At 65.1% G+C, this 18,924-nt stretch carries 21 protein-coding genes; 10 read left to right on the forward strand and 11 right to left on the reverse strand.

Annotated elements, in window-relative coordinates:
* Positions 1-111 precede the first annotated feature (111 nt).
* Entirely contained in the window at positions 112-1,617 is a 1,506-nt protein-coding gene (gene amaB / locus ACQZ13_RS26960) for an L-piperidine-6-carboxylate dehydrogenase (RefSeq protein ID WP_431048909.1), read from the reverse strand.
* 14 nt (positions 1,618-1,631) lie between these two features.
* Positions 1,632-2,726: a saccharopine dehydrogenase family protein gene (locus tag ACQZ13_RS26965; protein WP_331614989.1), complete on the reverse strand. Its 1,095-nt coding sequence runs from the start codon at positions 2,724-2,726 to the stop codon at positions 1,632-1,634.
* Positions 2,727-2,923: 197 nt separating this feature from the next.
* On the opposite strand from ACQZ13_RS26965, the gene ACQZ13_RS26970 reads away from it, so the two are divergent.
* From ACQZ13_RS26970 to ACQZ13_RS26980, 3 genes are all read left to right on the forward strand, one after another.
* Positions 2,924-3,445 carry an Lrp/AsnC family transcriptional regulator gene (locus ACQZ13_RS26970; RefSeq protein WP_431048910.1) on the forward strand — a complete coding sequence of 174 codons (522 nt, stop codon included), beginning with the start codon at positions 2,924-2,926 and terminating at the stop codon, positions 3,443-3,445.
* 161 nt (positions 3,446-3,606) lie between these two features.
* Positions 3,607-3,741 carry a hypothetical protein gene (locus ACQZ13_RS26975; protein ID WP_431048911.1) on the forward strand — a complete coding sequence of 45 codons (135 nt, stop codon included), beginning with the start codon at positions 3,607-3,609 and terminating at the stop codon, positions 3,739-3,741.
* Between the two features lie 59 nt (positions 3,742-3,800).
* Positions 3,801-4,004 (forward strand): hypothetical protein, encoded by a 204-nt coding sequence (locus tag ACQZ13_RS26980; RefSeq protein ID WP_431048912.1) that lies wholly within the window; start codon positions 3,801-3,803, stop codon positions 4,002-4,004.
* Between the two features lie 95 nt (positions 4,005-4,099).
* Here the strand turns inward: ACQZ13_RS26980 and ACQZ13_RS26985 are convergent, their stop codons facing one another.
* The 3 genes from ACQZ13_RS26985 to ACQZ13_RS26995 form a co-directional block, all read right to left on the reverse strand.
* Positions 4,100-4,999, reverse strand: a complete 900-nt coding sequence (locus ACQZ13_RS26985) for a hypothetical protein (protein ID WP_431048913.1) — start codon at positions 4,997-4,999, stop codon at positions 4,100-4,102.
* A 64-nt stretch (positions 5,000-5,063) separates the two neighbouring features.
* Positions 5,064-5,936, reverse strand: a complete 873-nt coding sequence (locus ACQZ13_RS26990; RefSeq protein ID WP_431048914.1) for an ABC transporter ATP-binding protein — start codon at positions 5,934-5,936, stop codon at positions 5,064-5,066.
* Complete coding sequence (locus tag ACQZ13_RS26995; protein WP_088407671.1) at positions 5,933-6,283, reverse strand: GntR family transcriptional regulator; 351 nt, start codon at positions 6,281-6,283, stop codon at positions 5,933-5,935. The genes ACQZ13_RS26990 and ACQZ13_RS26995 overlap by 4 nt, the downstream gene beginning before the upstream one ends.
* A 457-nt stretch (positions 6,284-6,740) precedes the next feature.
* Between ACQZ13_RS26995 and ACQZ13_RS27000 the strand changes: the two genes are divergently transcribed.
* The 4 genes from ACQZ13_RS27000 to ACQZ13_RS27015 all read left to right on the forward strand — a co-directional run bounded on the left by ACQZ13_RS27000 (position 6,741) and on the right by ACQZ13_RS27015 (position 11,205).
* A complete protein-coding gene (locus ACQZ13_RS27000) occupies positions 6,741-7,916 on the forward strand; it encodes an SIR2 family protein (protein ID WP_431048915.1) in 1,176 nt (391 codons plus the stop codon).
* Positions 7,913-9,679: an ATP-binding protein gene (locus ACQZ13_RS27005; protein ID WP_431048916.1), complete on the forward strand. Its 1,767-nt coding sequence runs from the start codon at positions 7,913-7,915 to the stop codon at positions 9,677-9,679. The genes ACQZ13_RS27000 and ACQZ13_RS27005 overlap by 4 nt, the downstream gene beginning before the upstream one ends.
* A 13-nt stretch (positions 9,680-9,692) precedes the next feature.
* The gene (locus ACQZ13_RS27010; protein ID WP_431048917.1) at positions 9,693-9,905 is read left to right on the forward strand and encodes a KTSC domain-containing protein; all 213 of its coding nucleotides are present in this window, start codon (positions 9,693-9,695) and stop codon (positions 9,903-9,905) included.
* 550 nt (positions 9,906-10,455) lie between these two features.
* Complete coding sequence (locus tag ACQZ13_RS27015) at positions 10,456-11,205, forward strand: glucose 1-dehydrogenase (RefSeq protein ID WP_431048918.1); 750 nt, start codon at positions 10,456-10,458, stop codon at positions 11,203-11,205.
* Between the two features lie 24 nt (positions 11,206-11,229).
* On the opposite strand, the gene ACQZ13_RS27020 is transcribed toward ACQZ13_RS27015, so the two are convergent.
* Genes ACQZ13_RS27020 through ACQZ13_RS27035 form a run of 4 tightly spaced genes read right to left on the reverse strand, consistent with a single transcriptional unit; the run spans position 11,230 to position 14,498 of the window.
* Positions 11,230-12,114: a LysR family transcriptional regulator gene (locus ACQZ13_RS27020; protein ID WP_431048919.1), complete on the reverse strand. Its 885-nt coding sequence runs from the start codon at positions 12,112-12,114 to the stop codon at positions 11,230-11,232.
* Positions 12,115-12,153: 39 nt separating this feature from the next.
* Entirely contained in the window at positions 12,154-12,924 is a 771-nt protein-coding gene (locus ACQZ13_RS27025; protein WP_431048920.1) for an SDR family oxidoreductase, read from the reverse strand.
* 24 nt (positions 12,925-12,948) lie between these two features.
* Positions 12,949-13,638: an alpha/beta fold hydrolase gene (locus ACQZ13_RS27030; protein WP_431048921.1), complete on the reverse strand. Its 690-nt coding sequence runs from the start codon at positions 13,636-13,638 to the stop codon at positions 12,949-12,951.
* Complete coding sequence (locus tag ACQZ13_RS27035; protein WP_431048922.1) at positions 13,635-14,498, reverse strand: alpha/beta fold hydrolase; 864 nt, start codon at positions 14,496-14,498, stop codon at positions 13,635-13,637. The genes ACQZ13_RS27030 and ACQZ13_RS27035 overlap by 4 nt, the downstream gene beginning before the upstream one ends.
* A 122-nt stretch (positions 14,499-14,620) precedes the next feature.
* On the opposite strand from ACQZ13_RS27035, the gene ACQZ13_RS27040 reads away from it, so the two are divergent.
* Positions 14,621-15,259, forward strand: coding sequence for a CGNR zinc finger domain-containing protein (locus tag ACQZ13_RS27040; protein WP_431048923.1), 639 nt, complete (start codon positions 14,621-14,623; stop codon positions 15,257-15,259).
* Positions 15,260-15,286: 27 nt separating this feature from the next.
* Here ACQZ13_RS27040 and ACQZ13_RS27045 read toward each other — a convergent pair whose 3' ends face one another.
* Positions 15,287-16,189 (reverse strand): LysR substrate-binding domain-containing protein, encoded by a 903-nt coding sequence (locus ACQZ13_RS27045; protein WP_431048924.1) that lies wholly within the window; start codon positions 16,187-16,189, stop codon positions 15,287-15,289.
* Positions 16,190-16,330: 141 nt separating this feature from the next.
* Between ACQZ13_RS27045 and ACQZ13_RS27050 the strand changes: the two genes are divergently transcribed.
* Together ACQZ13_RS27050 and ACQZ13_RS27055 are read left to right on the forward strand one after the other, a co-directional pair.
* Positions 16,331-17,071 (forward strand): SDR family oxidoreductase, encoded by a 741-nt coding sequence (locus ACQZ13_RS27050; RefSeq protein WP_431048925.1) that lies wholly within the window; start codon positions 16,331-16,333, stop codon positions 17,069-17,071.
* A gap of 25 nt (positions 17,072-17,096) precedes the next feature.
* Positions 17,097-18,065, forward strand: a complete 969-nt coding sequence (locus ACQZ13_RS27055; protein WP_431048926.1) for a quinone oxidoreductase family protein — start codon at positions 17,097-17,099, stop codon at positions 18,063-18,065.
* 66 nt (positions 18,066-18,131) lie between these two features.
* On the opposite strand, the gene ACQZ13_RS27060 is transcribed toward ACQZ13_RS27055, so the two are convergent.
* The gene (locus ACQZ13_RS27060; protein ID WP_431048927.1) at positions 18,132-18,911 is read right to left on the reverse strand and encodes a class I SAM-dependent methyltransferase; all 780 of its coding nucleotides are present in this window, start codon (positions 18,909-18,911) and stop codon (positions 18,132-18,134) included.
* Between the last annotated feature and the right edge of the window lie 13 nt (positions 18,912-18,924).

Raw genomic sequence — 18,924 nt, forward strand, 5'->3', positions numbered from 1 at the left:
CGGGCCGCCTCGTCGCCGAGCGCGCCGCACAGCAGCTGGAACAGCCCGCTGTCCACCGCCGCCGCGACCTTGGCGTTGAGCGCCGTCAACGCCTTCAGTTCAGCGGTCCGCTCAGACATCGAACTTCACGCCCTGCGCCAGCGGCAGCTCGCGCGAGTAGTTGACGGTGTTGGTCGTGCGGCGCATGTAGGCCTTCCACGCGTCCGAGCCGGATTCGCGGCCGCCGCCGGTCTCCTTCTCGCCGCCGAAGGCGCCGCCGATCTCCGCGCCCGAGGTGCCGATGTTCACGTTGGCGATGCCGCAATCGGACCCGCTGGCGCTGACGAAGGTCTCGGCCTCGCGGATGTCGTTGGTGAAGATTGCCGAGGACAGGCCCTGAGGCACGTCGTTCTGCAGCGCGATCGCCTCGTCCAGCGTCTTGTACTTCAGCGTGTACAGGATGGGGGCGAAGGTCTCGTGCTTCACGATGGCCGACTGCGCCGGCATGCGGACCAGCGCCGGCACCGCGTAGAACGCTTCCGGGTACTGGGACGCGAGGGCGCGTTCGCCGCCGCTGACCTCGCCGCCCTGCTCGCGCGCGGCGGCCAGGGCCGCTTGCATCGCGTCGAAGGCGGCCTTGTCGATCAGCGGACCGATCAGGTTGCCGGGTTCGACGGGGCTGCCGATCTTCAGCTGCGCGCGGGCGCGGTCCAGGCGGGCGACGAGCTCGTCATGGATCGATTCATGCGCGATCACGCGGCGCGTCGTCGTGCAACGCTGGCCGGCCGTGCCGTAGGCGCCGAACAGGATGCCGCGCACGGCGAGGTCCAGGTCCGCGCTCGGCGTGACGACGATCGCGTTGTTGCCGCCCAGCTCCAGCAGGCAACGGCCGAAGCGCGCCGCGACGCGCGGGCCGACCGCACGACCCATGCGGGTCGAGCCGGTCGCGGAGACCAGCGCGACGCGCGTGTCGTCGACCATGGCTTCGCCGACACCGGCGCCGCCGATGAGCACCTGCGACAGGAACTTCGGCGCGCCTTCATAGCGGGCGACCGCCTTCTCGAACAGCGCCTGCGTGGCGAGCGCCGTCAGCGGGGTCTTCTCGCTGGGCTTCCAGATGCAGGTGTCGCCGCAGACCAGCGCGAGCGCCGAGTTCCACGCCCACACCGCCACGGGGAAGTTGAACGCCGAGATGATGCCCACCACGCCCAGCGGCAGGTACTGCTCCATCATGCGGTGGCCGGGACGCTCGCTGGCGATCGTCAGGCCGTGCAGCTGGCGCGACAGGCCGACGGCGAAATCGCAGATGTCGATCATCTCCTGCACTTCGCCTTCGCCCTCGCTGGTCACCTTGCCGGCTTCCAGCGAGACCAGGCGGGCCAGTGCCGCCTTGTTGGCGCGCAGCTCCTCGCCGAACAGGCGCACCAGCTCGCCGCGCTTGGGCGCCGGCACCGTGCGCCAGGCCAGGAAGGCCTGCTGCGCGTTGGCGATCGCGGCGGTCATGTCGGCGGCCTTGGCCTCATGGACCGCGCCGATCACGGCGCCGTCGATGGGGCTGCGGACGGTCATGGAACCGCCGGTGACGGCGGCGGCCGGCACGCCCAGGGCGGCCAGCAGGTCGGTGGTGGTGGAAGTCATCGCGGGATTCTCCTTCAGCCGATCGATTCCACTTGGCGGCTCTGTTGATAAGCCTTGCCGAAGCGGTTCGCGAGGAAGTCCGGCAGCGCGACTTCTTCCTGACGGACGAAGCCCGACTGCGGCAGCTTGCCTTCGCGGAACAGGTCGACCGCGGCGCAGATGCCGGCGGCGGTGGTGATCTGGATGGCCGACAGCGGCTGCGCACCGTCGCGCTCGGCGAAGATCTTGCGGGCGAAGACTTCCTGCATCAGCACGCCGTTCTTCATGCCCGAGACGGTCACGAACACCAGGACCACGTCCTGCATGGTCGCCGGCATGCTCTTGCGCATGATGTCCTTGAGCTTCTCCTGATCGTTCTTCAGCGCCAGGTCGTCCAGCAGGAACATCATCAGGTCGCGGTGGCCCGGATAGCGGACGGTCTTGTAGTCCAGGTTGCGGACCTTGTTCTCCCAGGTCTCGCACAGCGTGCCCAGGCCGCCGGAGGTGTTGAAGGCCTCGTACTCCGTGCCGTCCAGCGAGAAGTGCTCCAGGCCTTCCAGCGGCAGCGCGGCGATGGAAGCGCCGTCGTGGATGGCTTCGCAGGGATGGCAGTACTCGTTGATCAGGCCGTCGACGGACCAGGTCAGGTTGTACTTCAGCGCGTTGGTGGGGAAGGCCGGCAGCGCGCCGACGCGCATCTTCACGTCGCTCAGCGAGTCGAAGCTCTTGGCCAGGTGGTGCGCGACGATGCCGATGAAGCCGGGGGCCAGGCCGCACTGCGGCATGAACGCGGTCTTCGCGCCTTCGGCGATGCGCTTGATCTCCTTGGTCGCGGCCACGTCCTCGGTCAGGTCGAAGTAGTGGCAGCCGGCTTCCAGCGCCATGTGCGCGGCGGTGATGGCCAGGTGGTACGGCAGCGCGTTCACGACCACGTCGTTGCCGCGCAGCGCGGCGGCAAGCTGGGCCTTGTCCTCGGTGTCGACGGTCTTCGTCGCCAGACCCTGGCCGGCCAGCAGTTTCAGCGCGGTGTCGTTCTTGTCGATCACGGTGACCTGGTAGTCGCCGCTGCCCTGCAGCAGTCGAGCGATGGTCTGGCCGATGTGTCCGGCGCCCAGCAGTGCCACTTTCATGTCGTACTCCTTGTGATCCTGTGCGGATGAGGTTTCAGATGCGATGCGGGCAGTGTCCCGACCTGCGCTGACGAAAGAAAGCACGAGTTCGACGAAAAACACCTCGATACTGACGATCCGTCAGCCGGATCCGCCATTCCGGCGAAAACGAGGGTTTATCCCGAGAACTCCGTCACAGCCCTTCGAAGGCCCCGCTCATGAACGCCAGGAAGACCTCGCCCGCATCGACCGCCGCAGCCGCGCCGCAATCGCCGACCGGATCGCCGGCCGTCTCGCCGGCGACCTTGCGCGACCAGACCGATCGCGCGCTGATCGCGCTGCTGCAGGCGAATGCGCGCGAAAGCACCGCGGACCTCGCACGCAAGTTGGGCGTGGCCCGCACCACCGTGGTGGCGCGGCTGGCGCGGCTGGAGGCGGACGGCCTGATCGCCGGCTACACCGTGCGTCTGGGCGGCGAGGCGGTGGAGCGTGGCGTGCAGGCTTTCGTCGGCATCACGGTGCAGCCGCGCGCGGGGCGCGAGGTGGTGAAGCTGCTCTCGCGGCTGCCGGAGTTGCGGCAGCTGGCGTCGGTCAGCGGCGAGTTCGACTACATGGCGACGTTGCGCGCCGACAGCACGGCGAGGCTGGATGCGCTGCTCGACGAGATCGGCGACATCGAGGGTGTGATCAAGACGCACACGTCGGTGCTGCTGGCGCTGCGGGTGGACCGGAGCGCCTGAGGCGCATCGGGGACGTCGCACGATCCGTCATGGACGCGTGAGCGGTCCATGTCAGCCTCGTGGCGCGTGAGTAACGTCATGTTTTAGGCGGTCGAGGCCGTCAACGCGCCGAGCTGGCACGCCGTTTGCAAACCATGAGCTGCCAGCTCAAGGAGCGCACCATGTCGAAGCCTGCCGTCACCTCCAAGCATGTCCCGCCGATCTTCATCGGCATGAAGGCCCTCGCGATCCTCGCGGTCGCCTGGGGCGCGGTCTATCCGACGCTGCTGTGGGGCCTGGGCGCCGTGCTGCCCTGAGCCTGGCGGCGATCTCCCGCGATCTCGTCCGCGATCTCGCTTCTCACAGGAGTTCCGCCATGAAAGCCCCTGCCCGCCTCCACGGCGCCGCGCCACCTTCGCAACCGCCCATCGCCGCTCACCGCTGGCGCCGCCTGCTGCTGCCCGTGCTAGGCGCGGTCGTCGGCGTTCTCGTGCTGCTGGCCGCGATGGCCTGGCTGGATCATGCCGAAGGCGATCTGCGCCAGGTGCAGGCGCCGATCTCCGCGACGCCCCTCGCTTGACCACCTCCTGATCGGGGCCGAGCCGCCTGACCACCGGCTCATCCTTGTCCTGATCACGAGTTGAAGGGCGCTCCCCCGGGAGCGCCTTCTTTCATTCAGAGGCTGCGCTTGCGCTGCAGGACCAGCAGCCAGAAGCACAGGCCCGCGACCATCAGCCCGCCGATGAACTGCGGATGCCAGGCGGCCTGCAGGACCTGGGGCAGTCCTTCCCGGGCGTAATCCGGGAAGCGGTAGAGCATGTCGAAGAAGTCCTGCAGGTTGAGGTGACCTTCTTTGTCAGAGTCGATGACCAATTTCGTCCCTGTCTGGACCAGCGAGCGTCCGACGCCGGCCACCTGCGTGATCAGCGCGCTGCGCAGCGCCTCGGCGGCGGGTTCGTTCTTGTAGATGTTGAGGAAGGCCGAGACGCCGATGACGAGCAGCGGCGCGCCCCAGCGCTTGAGCCAGGCGGAGGCGGCCATCAGCGCGAGCACGATGGGCGACAGCCACAGCGCTGCGAGCACCAGCCCGACGGCCAGGCGCAGGCCGAGCCAGACGGTGGCCTGGAACAGCGCCGCCCACTGCGTCTGCTGCAGTGCGGCGAAGCCGAATTCCTTGAACGCCATGGCGGAGCCGACGATCGCGCCGCCGACCAGCGCCAGCAGCGTGGCGACGACGGGCACGAGGATGCCGTGGGCGACGATGGGCGCGCCGATGCTGGCCGCATGGCTGCCGGGCAGCGAGGACCAGAACTCGATCGAGCGGTCCTGCTGGTCGCGCCGGGCCAGGCCCATCAGTTGATAGACCGAGACGGCCAACGCGAGCGCCAGCACCAGGCCGACGGTCAGCAGGCCGGCGATCAATGCGACCGGTTCCGGGCTGGGCACGTCGATGCCGTCGACCTGGCTGAACGGCACCAGGGCCAGCAGCACCAGCACGGGCGCCAGCACCAGGCCGATCCAGGCCCGCTTGTATTGCAGCCACTCGCGCAGGAGCAGCGTATTGAAGAGCGTCATGGGGTGATCCTTTGAAGAGGGTCGCTGTACGTCGCTGTAGGTCGCGGTGTGTCCGATCGGCCGGTCAGGCCTCGGTGGCCTGGCGCTCCGGCTTGCGGGTCAGCGCCATGAAGAGGTCGACGAGGCTGGGTCGCACGCGCTGGCCCAGATGCGCGACGGCGTCGGGCGGCACGCCGTCGAACAGCGCGGCGGGCCGGCCCTGCACGCGGTAGCGCAGCAGCGGGTGGTTGGCGGCGACCAGCTCGGCGGCGTCGGGGTCATGGGACAGCGCGACGAAGCGCTCGTCCATCTCCGCCAGCGAGATGTTCAGCACCAGCTTGCCTTCGTCGAGCATGAGCACGTCGGACAGCAGCGTCTCGACTTCCTCGACCTGGTGGGTGGAGATGAGCACCGAGCGCTCGCCGTCGCACCATTCGTCGATGAGCATCTCGTAGAAGCTCTTGCGCGACATCACGTCCAGGCCGAGCGTCGGCTCGTCGAGGATCATGAGCTTGGCGTCGATGGCGGCGATCAGCGCGAGGTGCAGCTGGGTGACCATGCCCTTGGAGAGGTGCTTGACCTTGTCGTTCTCGGTGACCGAGGTGCGCTTGAGCAGTTGCCGGGCGCGGTCGGCGGAGAAGGCGGGCTGCAGGCCGGACATGAGCCGGATCAGCTCGGAGACCTTGGCCCATCGCGGCAGCACGGCGACGTCGGGGATGTAGCAGAGGGAGGTCAGGAGCTGGGCGCGGTCCGCATGGGGATCCAGGCCGAGCACGCGGAGCTCGCCTTCGGCGCGCTTGAGTCCGACGAGCGTCTTCATCAGCGTGGTCTTGCCGGCGCCGTTGTGGCCGAGCAGCCCGACGACGCGGCCGGCGGGGATGGTGAAGGACAGGTCCTGCAGGGCGGCCTTGCGGCCGTAGTTCAGGCTCAGATGGCTGGCCTCGATGAGCGTCTTCATGCGTCCTCCCAATTCAGGTCCTGGGGCTTGAGGCCCAGGCGGCGAAGTTTCTCCCGCAACCGGGGCCATTCCTCCTGGAGGAACTGCTCCCGCTCGGTGTGCAGCAAGCGGATCCGAGCGCCGTCGCGGACGTACATGCCCACGCCGCGGCGGCTCTCGACGAGGCCCTCGTCCACGAGGGCCTGCAGCGCGCGGCTGACGGTCAGCGGGTTGATGAGGTACTGGCTGGCGAGGGTGCGCACGGAGGGGAGCGCCTCGCCTTCGGGGGGATCGCCGTCGAGCAGCTGCGACGCCAGACGGTCGGCGAGCTGCTGATAGATCGGCGCTTGATCGTTCCAGCTGTGCATGACGCGGGGCGCCGAAGCGCCGGTGTGTTGCTGATGTAGCACACCATAGCAAGCCACCCCGCGCTCCCCCAGCGGGGGGCGACAGACTGCAGAAAAGGGGGGATGAAGCGGAGGGGTGGCCGTCCCTCGCTCCAGGGCCAGTCATTGGATTTCCTAGAAAGCCTCGTTCAGCAACAGCGATGCGACGCCGCCATCGCTACCCCGCGGGATGTCCGCAAATCGCTGGGAGCGCCATTTCAACGGGGTCAGAGCAGCTCGCCGCCGAACTCATCGTTGTGGGCCACCCAATGTCAGTTAGGCGGCGCGGAATGCCTTAGGAGATCCCCTAGGTATCAGACGCAAGAGTCGAGGCAAGCTCGCACAACTCGCTTTCAACTTGTTACGAAACGGTCCTGTAGAGCACGGACTTGTTTGAAGAGCCGGGGGAAAAGCACAACAAGCACTAGGGAGTGCCCACATGGAAAACACCATTCACAACCCAGACCAATACATGTTTGGGTTTCGTCAACTCGCCACCAATGGACGAAAGCGCATTGCTGTTCTGATAGGAGCTGGGGCTCCAGTCAGCATCGATGTGGGAACAGATGGGCAGTGGAAGTCATTGATCCCCAACATTGCGGGCTTAGAGGTCATCGTTCTACAGGCCCTATCCCCAATCCAGAAGGGGGTGTATGAGCAGATCAAGACTTCCCTCTCGGACCCAAATCTTGAAAAAATTCTCTCAAGAGTCCGAATGCTTACAGAAGTGCTGGGCGATGGCGCAGTCTATGGCTTTAAAGCAAATGACTTTGCAACGCTGTCCGAGGCGATCTGCAATTCAATTCGTGATGTCGTCTCCGCCGACCTACCTATTGGTGAAAATCCGTACTCTGAGCTCGTCTCCTGGATAAATGGGATCAATCGAAAGCATGCGGTCGAAGTTTTCACTACCAACTACGATCTCCTGCTAGAAAACGCACTTGAGCGTGCGCGAACCCCATACTTCGATGGGTTCAGCGGCTCGAAAAATGCGTTCTTCGACCCGTCGAGTATTTCAAAGAATGATCTTCCCGCTCGCTGGGTAAGGCTATGGAAACTCCATGGCTCAATTGGCTGGGAGGCAAATGACAATGGCGAGGTCTTTCGGGTCCCTCACTCCAAAAATGCCAGCTTGGTTTATCCATCGCACATAAAGTACGACCAAACGCAGGCCGCACCATTCTCTTCGCTTTTTGAGCGTCTGAAGAATTTTATTCTTGAGCCAGATTGCCTCATTTTGAGCACCGGATTTTCATTTGCAGATGCGCACATTTCATCGCGGCTGCTTGAATGTTTGATGGCCAACCCGACTGCCGCCCTGTTTGCGTTTCAGTTTAATAATCTGACTGGCGAAAGTGCCGCCAAGGAGCTTGCACTCAAATGCCCAGGCATCAGCGTGTTCTGCAAGGACGGAGCTGTTATCAATGGGGTTGAGGCAAAGTGGAAGATTGGTAGCCCGCCCACAAAAAATTGGCATGAAATTCGCTCCGAATATTATAAGGACAATAAATTCCTGCTCGGAGATTTCAAACGCCTAGCGAGGTTTCTGGCTACAGCTGGAAGTGAGATTGCTCAAGACCTGACCGCCCCCGATATTCAGGAGGCAACCCAATGAGTGCTCAACCAACCTTTCTTGGCGTTGTGAGCGCCGTATCCAGCGCCTCGGTAGCGGTCGAACTTGCTGCGTCGGTCGATTCTGGAATTATTGTGCTCGAAGGGCGCAACTATCGAATTGGACAGGTGGGCAGTTTCGTAAAGATCCCTCTGGGTTACAACCTTCTCTATGGTGTGATTTCGGAGTCCAGCGAAACATCAAAATTCGATGAAGACTCGCGCATGGCTTCGGCACGCAAATGGATCAAGGTAGAACTTGTGGGAGAGTCCCTTGGCGGAAACTTTGATCGAGGCATTAGCGAATATCCAAGCATTGGCGATCATGTCCATTTCGTCGTTGACAGTGATCTGAAGTCGATATTCCAAAAGCGCTCAAAGAATCAGTTTCAAGTTGGGCGATTGTCTAGTTCTGAAGGTACGGAGGTTAGTTTAGACCTAGACAAGCTGGTGGCGCGACATTCTGCGATATTGGGGTCGACGGGTTCGGGCAAATCCACCAGCACCGCTAGCTTGTTGCGTTCGATGGTGCGCAGACCTGATGACTCTGTTCTTCCATCCGCAAGAGTGCTCTTGATAGACATCCATGGAGAATATGGGCCCGCGCTTGGAGACATTGCCAAAACATTCTCGGTACTACCGTCAGGAGAGAATCAGCTATACATCCCATTTTGGTGTCTATCACCCGAAAAACTTGTTGACTTCCTCTGCAACAACCCAAACGACTCGCAACGGTCGCTGTTCATGGATAAGACTGTCGAGGAAAAGAAAGCCAGTATTGGGTTCAACAGTATCTTAAACGTCGACGAAGAAAAGATCACGGGCAGCACTCCACTACCGTACCGATTGAAAAAGATTTGGTACGACCTGTGCCACGAGGACGGCGTCAACTTTAACGATGCTGCCATGACGATTCCCGCATATACACAAAATGGTGAGGGATCATTCGAGAAGCTCATTGCGCCTAAATTTATCCCACCGGGATCTGGCAATGCCATGCCGAAAAAGGGCGGGAACGGATCGATGAAGAAGCAGCTTGATTTGATGAAATCGAGGCTACTGGACACTCAATACTCGTTTTTATTAAACCCTGGCGATTGGAATCCAGACAAAGACGGAAAAATAAAGAGGGACCTTGATGGCCTGATTGAAGATTGGCTGGGGCACGACAAACCCATCACCATATTCGACCTTTCAGGAATGCCCTCCTCCAGATTGACGCTACTCCTTGGCTCGGTACTGGATATCCTCTTTGAAGCTGCGATTTGGGGGAGAAGCGCGGCGGAGGGAATGCGCGAACGCCCGCTTCTGATAGTACTGGAAGAGGCTCACCGATATCTCGGAAAGGCAGAAACTGGTCTTTCAAAAGAAATGGTTCAACGCATTGCCAAGGAAGGCCGAAAATTCGGTGTTGGCGCCATGATTGTTAGCCAACGCCCTTCTGAGATCGACGAAACAATCTTGTCCCAATGCGGCACGATCATTTCACTTCGAATCAACAACTCAACAGATCGAGGAATAGTTAAAGCGGCAATGTCAGAAGGCCTTGCCGGAATTATCGATTCGCTTCCGGTTCTGCGAACAGGGGAGGCAATTATCGTGGGAGAAGCTGCACAGTTACCCACCAGATGTCGCTTCAACGTCTTACCAGACGATAAATATCCCAATAGTGGGGATCCAAAAATCGGAGAACGATGGAACAACCCTAGACAGAAGGAAGATTATTCAAAGCTCGTCAAAGCTTGGCGCAATCAAGACATTACATAACAGGGGGAATCGTATGCAACGCACATCCGTGAGTTCGTCGAACTTGGCCTCGGCTGGTTACGACCCGACAACTCAAACTTTAGAGGTCGAATTCAACTCGGGTGGAATCTATGAATATTACAATGTACCCGAACACCTATTCCATGAACTGTTAAGCGCTTCTTCAGTTGGACGTTATTTCGCGCAGCACATTAAGAATACATTTGGCTACGCTCAAGTGGGATAAATGCGGCCTTCCCCTGGGCGCTTGCCGGCGCCCAGGGTGTCGCCGGTTAACTCGAATTCCTCGCATCCTTGACGCGTTGCGCTGTGGGCACAGAGTTGCTTCGCCAGTTCTCCTACCGCCCGATTGAGCTTACGGTCTGGTAGGTTGGATGCATTCAGAGGACTCGTCTCACTTTCGTAGCTCCCGACAGCTAGCCGGCTACCTTCGTCGGCTGGCCAGGCACTGGGCGGATGTAAGCAATCGACATCCCTGTCGTTCTAGCGGCACCAGCTTCCGCCTGGATAGACGGGACCGTGATGGCGCCGAGGCACATGTCGGTCCGAGGCAACCTGTAAGTCCGACTTACAGGATCGCTGAGCCCATTCGACGAGACTCTGCCCGGGGTAATTTGAAAGCGACAACAGCGTGCCTATCGCGGCGGCGACGCGGCAGTCAACTTACCATCTGCGACGAATAAGTCTTAGTCGCCCACACCCCTACTCATTCACTGGACGATGACCCAAAGTTCATCCCGACGCCACCCCGGCGCCGTCATCCAGAGATTGAATCCATGAGCACACTCACCAACAAGGTCGCCATCGTCACCGGCGCTTCCAAGGGCATCGGCGCGGGCATCGCCAAGCAGTTCGCCAAGGCGGGCGCTGCCGTCGTCGTGAACTACTCGACCAGCAAGGACGCCGCCGACGCCGTGGTCGCCGAGATCAAGCAGTCCGGCGGCAAGGCCGTCGCGATCCAGGCCGACTTCTCCAAGACCGCCGACATCCGCCGCCTGTTCGAAGAGTCCAAGCGGGCCTTCGGCACGCTGGACATCCTCGTGAACAACGCCGGCGTCTACGCCTTCGGCCCCGTCCAGGAAGCTACCGAGCAGGAGTTCCATCGCGAGTTCAACACCAACGTGCTGGGCGTGATCACCGCGACGCAGGAAGCCGCGAAGCACTTCGGCCCGAACGGCGGCAGCATCATCAACATCAGCTCGATCGCCAGCGTCGGCTTCATGCCCAACTCGGCCGTCTACGCGGCGTCCAAGAGCGCCGTCGACGCCATCACCCGCGTGACCTCGATCGAACTCGCGCCGAAGAAGATCCGCGTCAACACCCTCGCCCCCGGCGCCACGATCACCGAAGGCATCGCCGCCCTCGGCTGGCCGGAAGAGGCCGTCAAGTCCATCGTCGCCACGATCCCGTTCGGTCGCCCCGGACAGCCGGAAGACATCGCCCGCGTGGCGCAGTTCCTGGCCTCCGACGACTCGGCCTGGGTGACCGGCGAACGGATCACGGCCTCCGGCGGCCAACGCGCCTGATCAGCGCCTGACCGCCGAGCCTGATCAGCGAGGCAGCTCGGCGATCAGGTACTCGACGAAGGCCCGGGCCGACGGCTTCGGCGGTCGGCCCGGCGTGAACATGCCGTGGACTTCGACGTCCTTCATCTTCCAGTCGGGAAGCAGCTGGACGAGCGCCCCGCTCGCGAGCTCGGCGCGGCATCCCCACAGCGACGTCGTCACGACGCCCAATCCCGCCACGGCCGCAGCCACCGCGCCCTCGTTGGCGGACACGCTCAGCCGGCTGTCGACGCGGATCGTCATGTCCCGGCCATCCTTGTGGAACAACCATCCCCCGGCGCTCGTCCCCGCGGGGCCGACGATGGCCGTGTGGGTCGCAAGTTCAGCGGGCGCCTTCGGTGTGCCGTTCGCCTTGAGATAGGCCGGCGACGCCGCGATCAGCCGATGCGTGCGGCCGATGAGCCGCGCGGTCGCGCTGGAATCCGCCAGGTCGCCGAGCCGCACCGCGACATCGACGCCCTCCTTGAGCGTGTCCTGCCGTTGATCGTTCATCAGCAGGTTGACGTTCAACAGCGGATGACGTTTCAGGAAGCCGGGCAACAGGGGAACGACCTCGCGCACGCCGAAGCTCGCGGACAAGGCGACGCGCAGGGAACCTCGCAATTCCAACGACCCGCGCGCCACGTGGTCGGCCTCTTCGAGCGACGCCAGGATCGCCTCGACGCGCGCGAGGTAGTCCGTCCCGGCATCCGTCAGCGTCAGCGCCCGCGTCGTGCGCGTGACCAGCGCCGCGCCGACATCCTGCTCCAGCGCCGCGATGATTCGCGAGACCGACGGCTGGGACAGATCCAGCTCCCGCGCGGCGGCCGAGAAACTTCCCGTGCGCGCCACGCGCGAGAACAGTCGGAGGGCAAGCAGCTTGTCGTTCATGCGGCGGAGTGTCGGGGAGCGACCGCGTCCGCCGCAAGATCAGACCGACTTGATCTCCCCGCCATCCATGCGAAGCACCGTCCCCGTCATCCACCGCGCGCCGGGCGAGGTGATGAAGGCGATCAGCTCGGCGATCTCCTCCGCCTCGCCGAAGCGGGCAATGCCTGACCCTTTCAGGAACAGCGACTTCATCTCGTCCAGCGTGATGCCACGAGCCGCGGCCGCCTTCTCCAGCATGCCGAGACGCCGGCCCGTCATGATCGCGCCGGGCGACACGCTGTTCACCTGCACGCCGTCGACGACGCCCCGCTCCGAGAAGGCCTTGGCCAGCGCCTCGATGGCGGCGTTGATGGACGCCACCGCCGCCTGGGCCGCCTTGGGGTTCTCGGCCGAATTGCCCGAGATGAACACCACCGATCCCCGCTGAGCTTTCAGCGCCTCCCAGGCGCGCACCGTGAGACGCCGCGCACCGTGGAACTTCAGCGCGAGGCCGCTGTCCCACTGGGCGTCGCTCATCTCGAAGACGTCCAGCCCGGGCACGGCGCCGGCCACGTTGACCAACGCATCGATCCGGCCGAATCGGGTCAGCGTTGCTCCGATGACCGCCTCGGCCGCGTCAGCCAGGCTGAGGTCCTGCGCGACGGGCCAAGCCTCCGCTCCGATATCACGCACCGCCTGCGCGGCGCTCTGCAGGTCTTCGCTCTCCTGCGCGACCAGCACGATCACCTTGAACTCACGCGCGAGGCGCAGCGCCGTGGCGCGACCGATTCCGGAACTGGCGCCGGTGACGACGGCGACGGACTTCGACATGGGGTTCTCCTTGGGAAATGACATTCAATGGACGGCGCGAAGCGCGGTCTGGATGACGTCGACGACCGCATCGGGTGCGGTCAGGCTGGGCGTGTGATCGACCGGTCGGCGGATGACCGTGGCGCGCATGCGCTCGGCAATGAAGGCCTGCTTGTCCTTCACGATCATCCGGTCGTGCTCGGCGAGCAGGTACCAGCTCGGCAGGTCGTGCCAGCGCGGACGACCCACCGGCGTCGTGATGCAGGACAGCGCAATGGGGCGTTGCACCGCCGCCAGCAGCTGTTGCACCTCCGGCGCGGCGTCCGGCGCAACGGCATGGGCAAACGCCTCGTGAGGGAGCCAGATCCCGCCATGGCCGTCCGGCGCCAGCGCGGGCGCCATCGGGTGAGGCGCACCGCGGCTGAACACCGCCATCACGGTTTCCCCTTCGTCAGGCGCGATCGCCGCCACGTGGACCAGCGCACGCACCTTGTCGCTGCGCGCCTCGCCGTTGACCGCGCCGCCATACGCATGCCCCACGAGCACCACCGGGCCGTCCACGCGATCCAGTGCGCGCTCCAGCACCTCCACGTCGTCCCGCAGCGAGGTCAGCGGCAGCTGTATCGCCATGACGGCGATGCCTGCGCCTTGCAGTCGCTGGATGACCGGTCTCCAACTGGACCCGTCCGCCCACGCGCCGTGCACCAGCACGACGGTCGCCTGCTTCGCGCTCATCGGACCGCCCCTTCCAGGAACTCGCGCATCACCGTCGCGATCTCGTCCGCGTGGGTCTCCAGCGCGAAGTGCCCGGTATCGAAGAAGCGGACCTGCGCGTTCTTGTTGTCGCGCTGGAACGCTTCCGCGCCGGCGGGCAGGAAGAACGGATCATTGCGACCCCAGACCGCCAGCAGCGGCGGCTGATGCTGGCGGAAGTACGCCTGGAACTCCGGATACATCGCCACGTTGGTGGCGTAGTCCAGGAACAGGTCGAGCTGGATCTCGTCCGCCCCTTCGCGGGCCAGGTAGTGGTTGTCCAGCGTGTAGCCGTCGGGCGAAACGCGCGTGGGATCCGGAACGCCGTGCGTGTACTGCCACTGCGTCGTCGCGGGGGCGAGCAGTTGCCGGATGCCCTCGCGGTTCTCCTGCGTCGGCTCGCGCCAGTACTTCTGGATCGGACTCCACCCCTCGCTCAAGCCTTCGACATAGGCATTGCCGTTCTGCGACACGATCGCGGTGATGCGCTCCGGGAAACGGGTCGCCAGGCGCAAGCCCACGGGCGAGCCGTAGTCGAAGACGTAGATCGCGAATCGCTTCAGCCCCACCACCTCGGTGAAGCGGCCGATCACCTGCGCGAGCTGCTCGAAGGTGTAGCGGAACGCCGTCCGCGACGGCATCGCCGACTGGCCGAAGCCCGGCAGGTCCGGCGCGATCACGCGGTACTTGTCCGCGAGCTTCGGGATCAAGTCCCGGAACATGTGGCTCGAACTGGGGAAGCCGTGCAGCAGCAGGAGCACCGGCGCGTCCGCCGGCCCCGCCTCCCGGTAGAACACCTCCAGCCCGTCCACGTCCACGCGTTGATGTGTCGTCGCACTCATGGTCACTCCTCAGACTTCAATAACCGCCAAATTGCGTATTTAAAGGTTATCTACGCACGGCGTAACTTGTCAACAAGCTTTTTGGCGGTTAGCATGAATGCACGCTGTCGAACCCCATGTCCATGAGCCCCGCACGCCCCTCCCCGATGTTTCTGGCCGACTCGCGCGGTCTGGACTTCCTGAACACGCTGGCCGTGCCCGTGAACGAGGAAGTGGAGTGGCTGGCCGACGGCGAGGACCTGCTCGCCTGGCTGCAGGCAGCGGGACTGATGAACGCGGAGGCCTTGGCGGACATGCGCCGTTCGGCGAAACGGGAAGAGCTCGATGAAGCCGCCGGCCAGGCACGGGCGCTGCGCGAGTGGTTCCGTGGATTCGTCCGTGAGCACCGCGGCAAGCCGCTGACGGCGAAGGCCGTCGCCGAGCTGGCGCCGCTCAACAGTCTGCTCGCCAGCGACGAGGCGTTCCTTCAGGTCGTGCCGCGCGTCAAGGCTGCGGAAGAGGACGCGCCGTCCGCGCTGGAGCTGGTGGTGCAGCGCCGGTGGCGCTCGCCGCAGGCGCTGCTGCTGCCCGTGGCGGAGTCACTCGCCCGGCTCGTCACCGCCGCCGACTTCAGCGATGTGAAGCAGTGCGAGGGACCGGGGTGCGTGCTGCATTTCCTCGACACCACGCGGCATCGGAATCGCCGCTGGTGCAGCATGGCCGTGTGCGGCAACCGGGCCAAGCAGGCCGCTCACCGCAGCCGCAAGGCGGCCGGCGGTTGAGCGGACGAGCAGCGGAGCGCTGAAGGCTCAGCGCTCGGTCGACCCGCCCAACTTCGCAGCTTCCTCGACCAGCCACGCGGCGACGTCTTCCAACGGCGCTTCGCTGCGTCCGCGTCGGGGCGACACGAGGTAGTAATCGAGCCCCAGGGGCATCACCTGCGGCGTCACCTGCACCAGGCGCCCGGCCGCGAGATCGGCCTCGATGAAGAACCGCCCGGTGAGGGCCAGGCCTTGTCCGGCGATCGCCGCGTCGATCGCCAGTCCTGTCTGGTTGAACCGGGGGCCCTTGGCCGGCGAGGACGCCACGCCCAGTTGCGCGAGGAAGGCCGGCCACGCGTCGTGCCCGTCGTGGATCAGCGGGCGACTCGCCAGCCGCTTCGGTGACAGGGTCGCCGCGCCGTCGAGCATCGAGGGACTCCCCACCGCGATCAGATTGTTTTCGAGCAGCAGTCGCGCCTCGACGCCCGGGCCGAACGGCGGACGCCCGCAGCGGATCGACAGATCGACGCCCTCCGCATGGAAGCTGGACACGCGCTCGGTCGCCAGCACCCGCAGGTCGATGTCGGGATGACGCGCGGTAAAGCGGGGCAACCGCGGCAACAGCCACTTGGTGGCGATCGTCGGCGCCACGCTGATCGTGACGTGCCGGTCGCCGGGACGCAGCAGGCGCGTGGCCTCGGCGATCTCCTCCAGCGCGAGTCGCACGCGGCGCGCGTAGGCGGCGCCGGCGCCCGTCGGCGCCAGGCCGCGCGGGTGCCGCTCGAAGAGCTTGATGCGCAGCTCGGCCTCCAGCGCCCGGATCTGCTGCGCCACGGCGCCTTGCGTCACGTCGAGTTCCTCGGCCGCGAGCCGGAAATTCAGGTGACGCGCCACGACTTCGAAGACGCGGAGCGCCTTCAGCGGCGGCAGGCCTTCCAGCGGGATGTTCATGCCCTGGACTGTAGCTTTTCTACTGGATGAATGTAGGCGGGCGGGCTCGCCGGATCGAAGTGGCGCTGATAGCGTATCGCTGAACGTGAACAGACGCCATTCGGCGAAATCACGACGACTGCACGACCAAGGAAGAACGCCATGACAGCTCAGACAGCAGCCGACCAGACAGCCGGTCAGACAGTAGAAAAGGTCGCCCTCATCACCGCGGGCGGCAGCGGCATGGGCGCCGCCGCGGCGCGCCGTCTCGCAGCGGACGGCTTCCGGGTCGCCGTGCTCTCCTCATCGGGAAAGGGCGAGGCGCTCGGGCGCGAACTCGGCGGCATCGGGATCACCGGCTCCAACCAGTCCGAGTCCGATCTGAAGGCGCTCGTCGATCAGGTGCTGGCCCGCTGGGGTCGCATCGACGTGCTGGTCAACAGCGCCGGACACGGCCCGCGCGGCCCGTTGCTCGATCTCTCCGACGACGACTGGCATCGCGGCATGGACACCTACCTGCTCAACGTCGTGCGCGCGTCCCGCGCCGTGGTGCCGACGATGCAGCAGCAGAAGTCCGGCGTGATCATCAACATCTCGACGGCGTGGGCCGTCGAACCGTCCGGTCAGTTCCCGACCTCGGGCGTGTTCCGCGCGGGCCTGTCCGCCTTCACGAAGATCTTCGCGGACACCTACGCCGCCGACAACGTCCGCATGAACAACGTGCTCCCGGGGTGGATCGACAGCCTTCCCGCGACCGACGAGCGTCGGGAGAGCGTACCGATGCAGCGCTACGGACGCAGCGACGAGATCGCCGCCACCATCGCCTTCCTGGCCTCCGACGGCGCCGGCTACATCACCGGCCAGAACCTGCGCGTCGACGGCGGCCTGACGCGATCGTTGTAAGACGAGATCGCTGAAGGAGCGCTCCATGCACGCACTGGTCTTCCATGAATTCGGCGATGCCGACGTCCTCCGCCACGAGGCGGTGCCCGATCCCGTGCCGCGTCCCGGGCAGGCGCTGGTGCGCATGCGCGCCGTCGGCCTGAACTTCGCGGACGTCTACCGCCGCAAGGGCAACTACCACCTGGCCGGCTCGCCGCCGTGGATCCTGGGCTACGAGGGCGCGGGCGAGATCGTCTCTGCGCCCGAGGGCAGCGGCCTGCGCCCCGGTCAGCGCGTCGGCTTCGCCGACAGCCCGTTCGCCAACGCCGAGCTCTGCGCGGTCGATGTGAGCCGGCTCATTCCGCTGCCGGACGACACCTCGTTCGAGACCGCCGCCGGCTGCCTGCTGCAGGGCCTGACGGCGCAGTACCTGTGCCGCGACAGCTACGCGGTGCGTCCCGGCGACTGGGCCGTCGTGCACGCGGCGGCGGGCGGCGTGGGACTGATGCTCGTGCAGATCCTCCGGCACCTCGGAGCACGCGTCATCGGCATCGCGTCGACCGACGCCAAGCGGCAAGCCGTGCGCGACGTGGGCGGGCCGGGCGCCGACGCCGTGATCGCGACCGATGGATGGGTGGAGGCCGTGAAGGCCCTCACCGAGGGCCGCGGCGCGGACGTGGTGTACGACTCGGTCGGCACCACGCTGCGCGACAGCCTGGACGCCGCGCGGACCGGCGGCACGGTCGTGTTCTACGGCATGGCCGCGGGCGACCCGGCGCCGGTCGATCCCCGGCTGCTGATGGATCGCTCGCTGACCCTCGTCGGCGGCGATCTGTGGAACGTGCTCACGAGCACCGAGGAGCGCCAGACCCGCGCGACGGAACTGTTCGACTGGATCCGGTCAGGCGCCGTGAGGCTGCGCCTCTCGCAGACCTTCGCGCTGCGGGACGGCGCCCAGGCGCACCGCGTGCTCGAAAGCCGTCAAGCCATCGGCAAGATCGTGTTGCTGCCGTGAGCCCGCCCGCGCTGACGTCGAGGTCGACGTCGACGTCGACGTCGCCGTCGACGTTGGCGCTGGCGATTACTGCGCCGGCTTCCTGAAGCGCAGCACGAAGCGGTCGGTCTTTCCGCGGATCGCCGGATCGAAGACCTTCAGCGTGCGGTCGTCGGCGGGATTGGCCAGCGCGTCGGTTTCCCCGTCGAGCACGAACCCGGCCTTCAGCACTTCGGCCTTGACCGTCTCGCGGTCGATGCGATGCAGGTCCTCGGTGTTCTTCAGACCTGACCCCGCCACCGCGGAATGGTCGGCCACGATGTAGTACCCGCCCGGCTTCAGCAGGCTGAACACCGCCTTGTTGTACGCATTCACGTCAGCGCCCTTCATGAAGCTGTCGTGGAAGTCGTGGTAGTTCTCGAAGGTCCAGTAGACGTCGAGCGTGTTGTGGATGCTCGCCGGCGGCTGGTCCGCCAGCGGACTGGACGTCTGCTCGACGTTGCCGTGACCGGGCTCCGACGTGATCGCCCGCGCGGTCGCCGACGGGTTGGACTTGAAGACGGCGAACTCGGCCGGCACGTAGGCGTAGACCCGGCCCGTCGAGCCGACGAGCGTCGAGAAGATCCGCGTCCAGTAGCCGCCGCCGGGCACCGCGTCGATGACCTTGTCGCCGGGCTTCACCTTGGAGAAGGCGACCAGATCCGTCGGGCGGCGCGAGGCGTCCTGCTGGACGTCCTTGGCCGGACGCGTCGCATCCGCCACGGCGGCGGCGATGGCCGGCGAGGCAGGGGCGGCAGGCGTCTGCGCCACCGCCAGCGAGGACACGAGCGCCGCGGCGGTCGCGAGGGCAAACAGTCTTGAACTCATCGTGGATCCTTCT

This window comes from Roseateles sp. L2-2 (genome assembly GCF_050613215.1).
GTDB lineage: Bacteria > Pseudomonadota > Gammaproteobacteria > Burkholderiales > Burkholderiaceae_C > Roseateles > Roseateles noduli.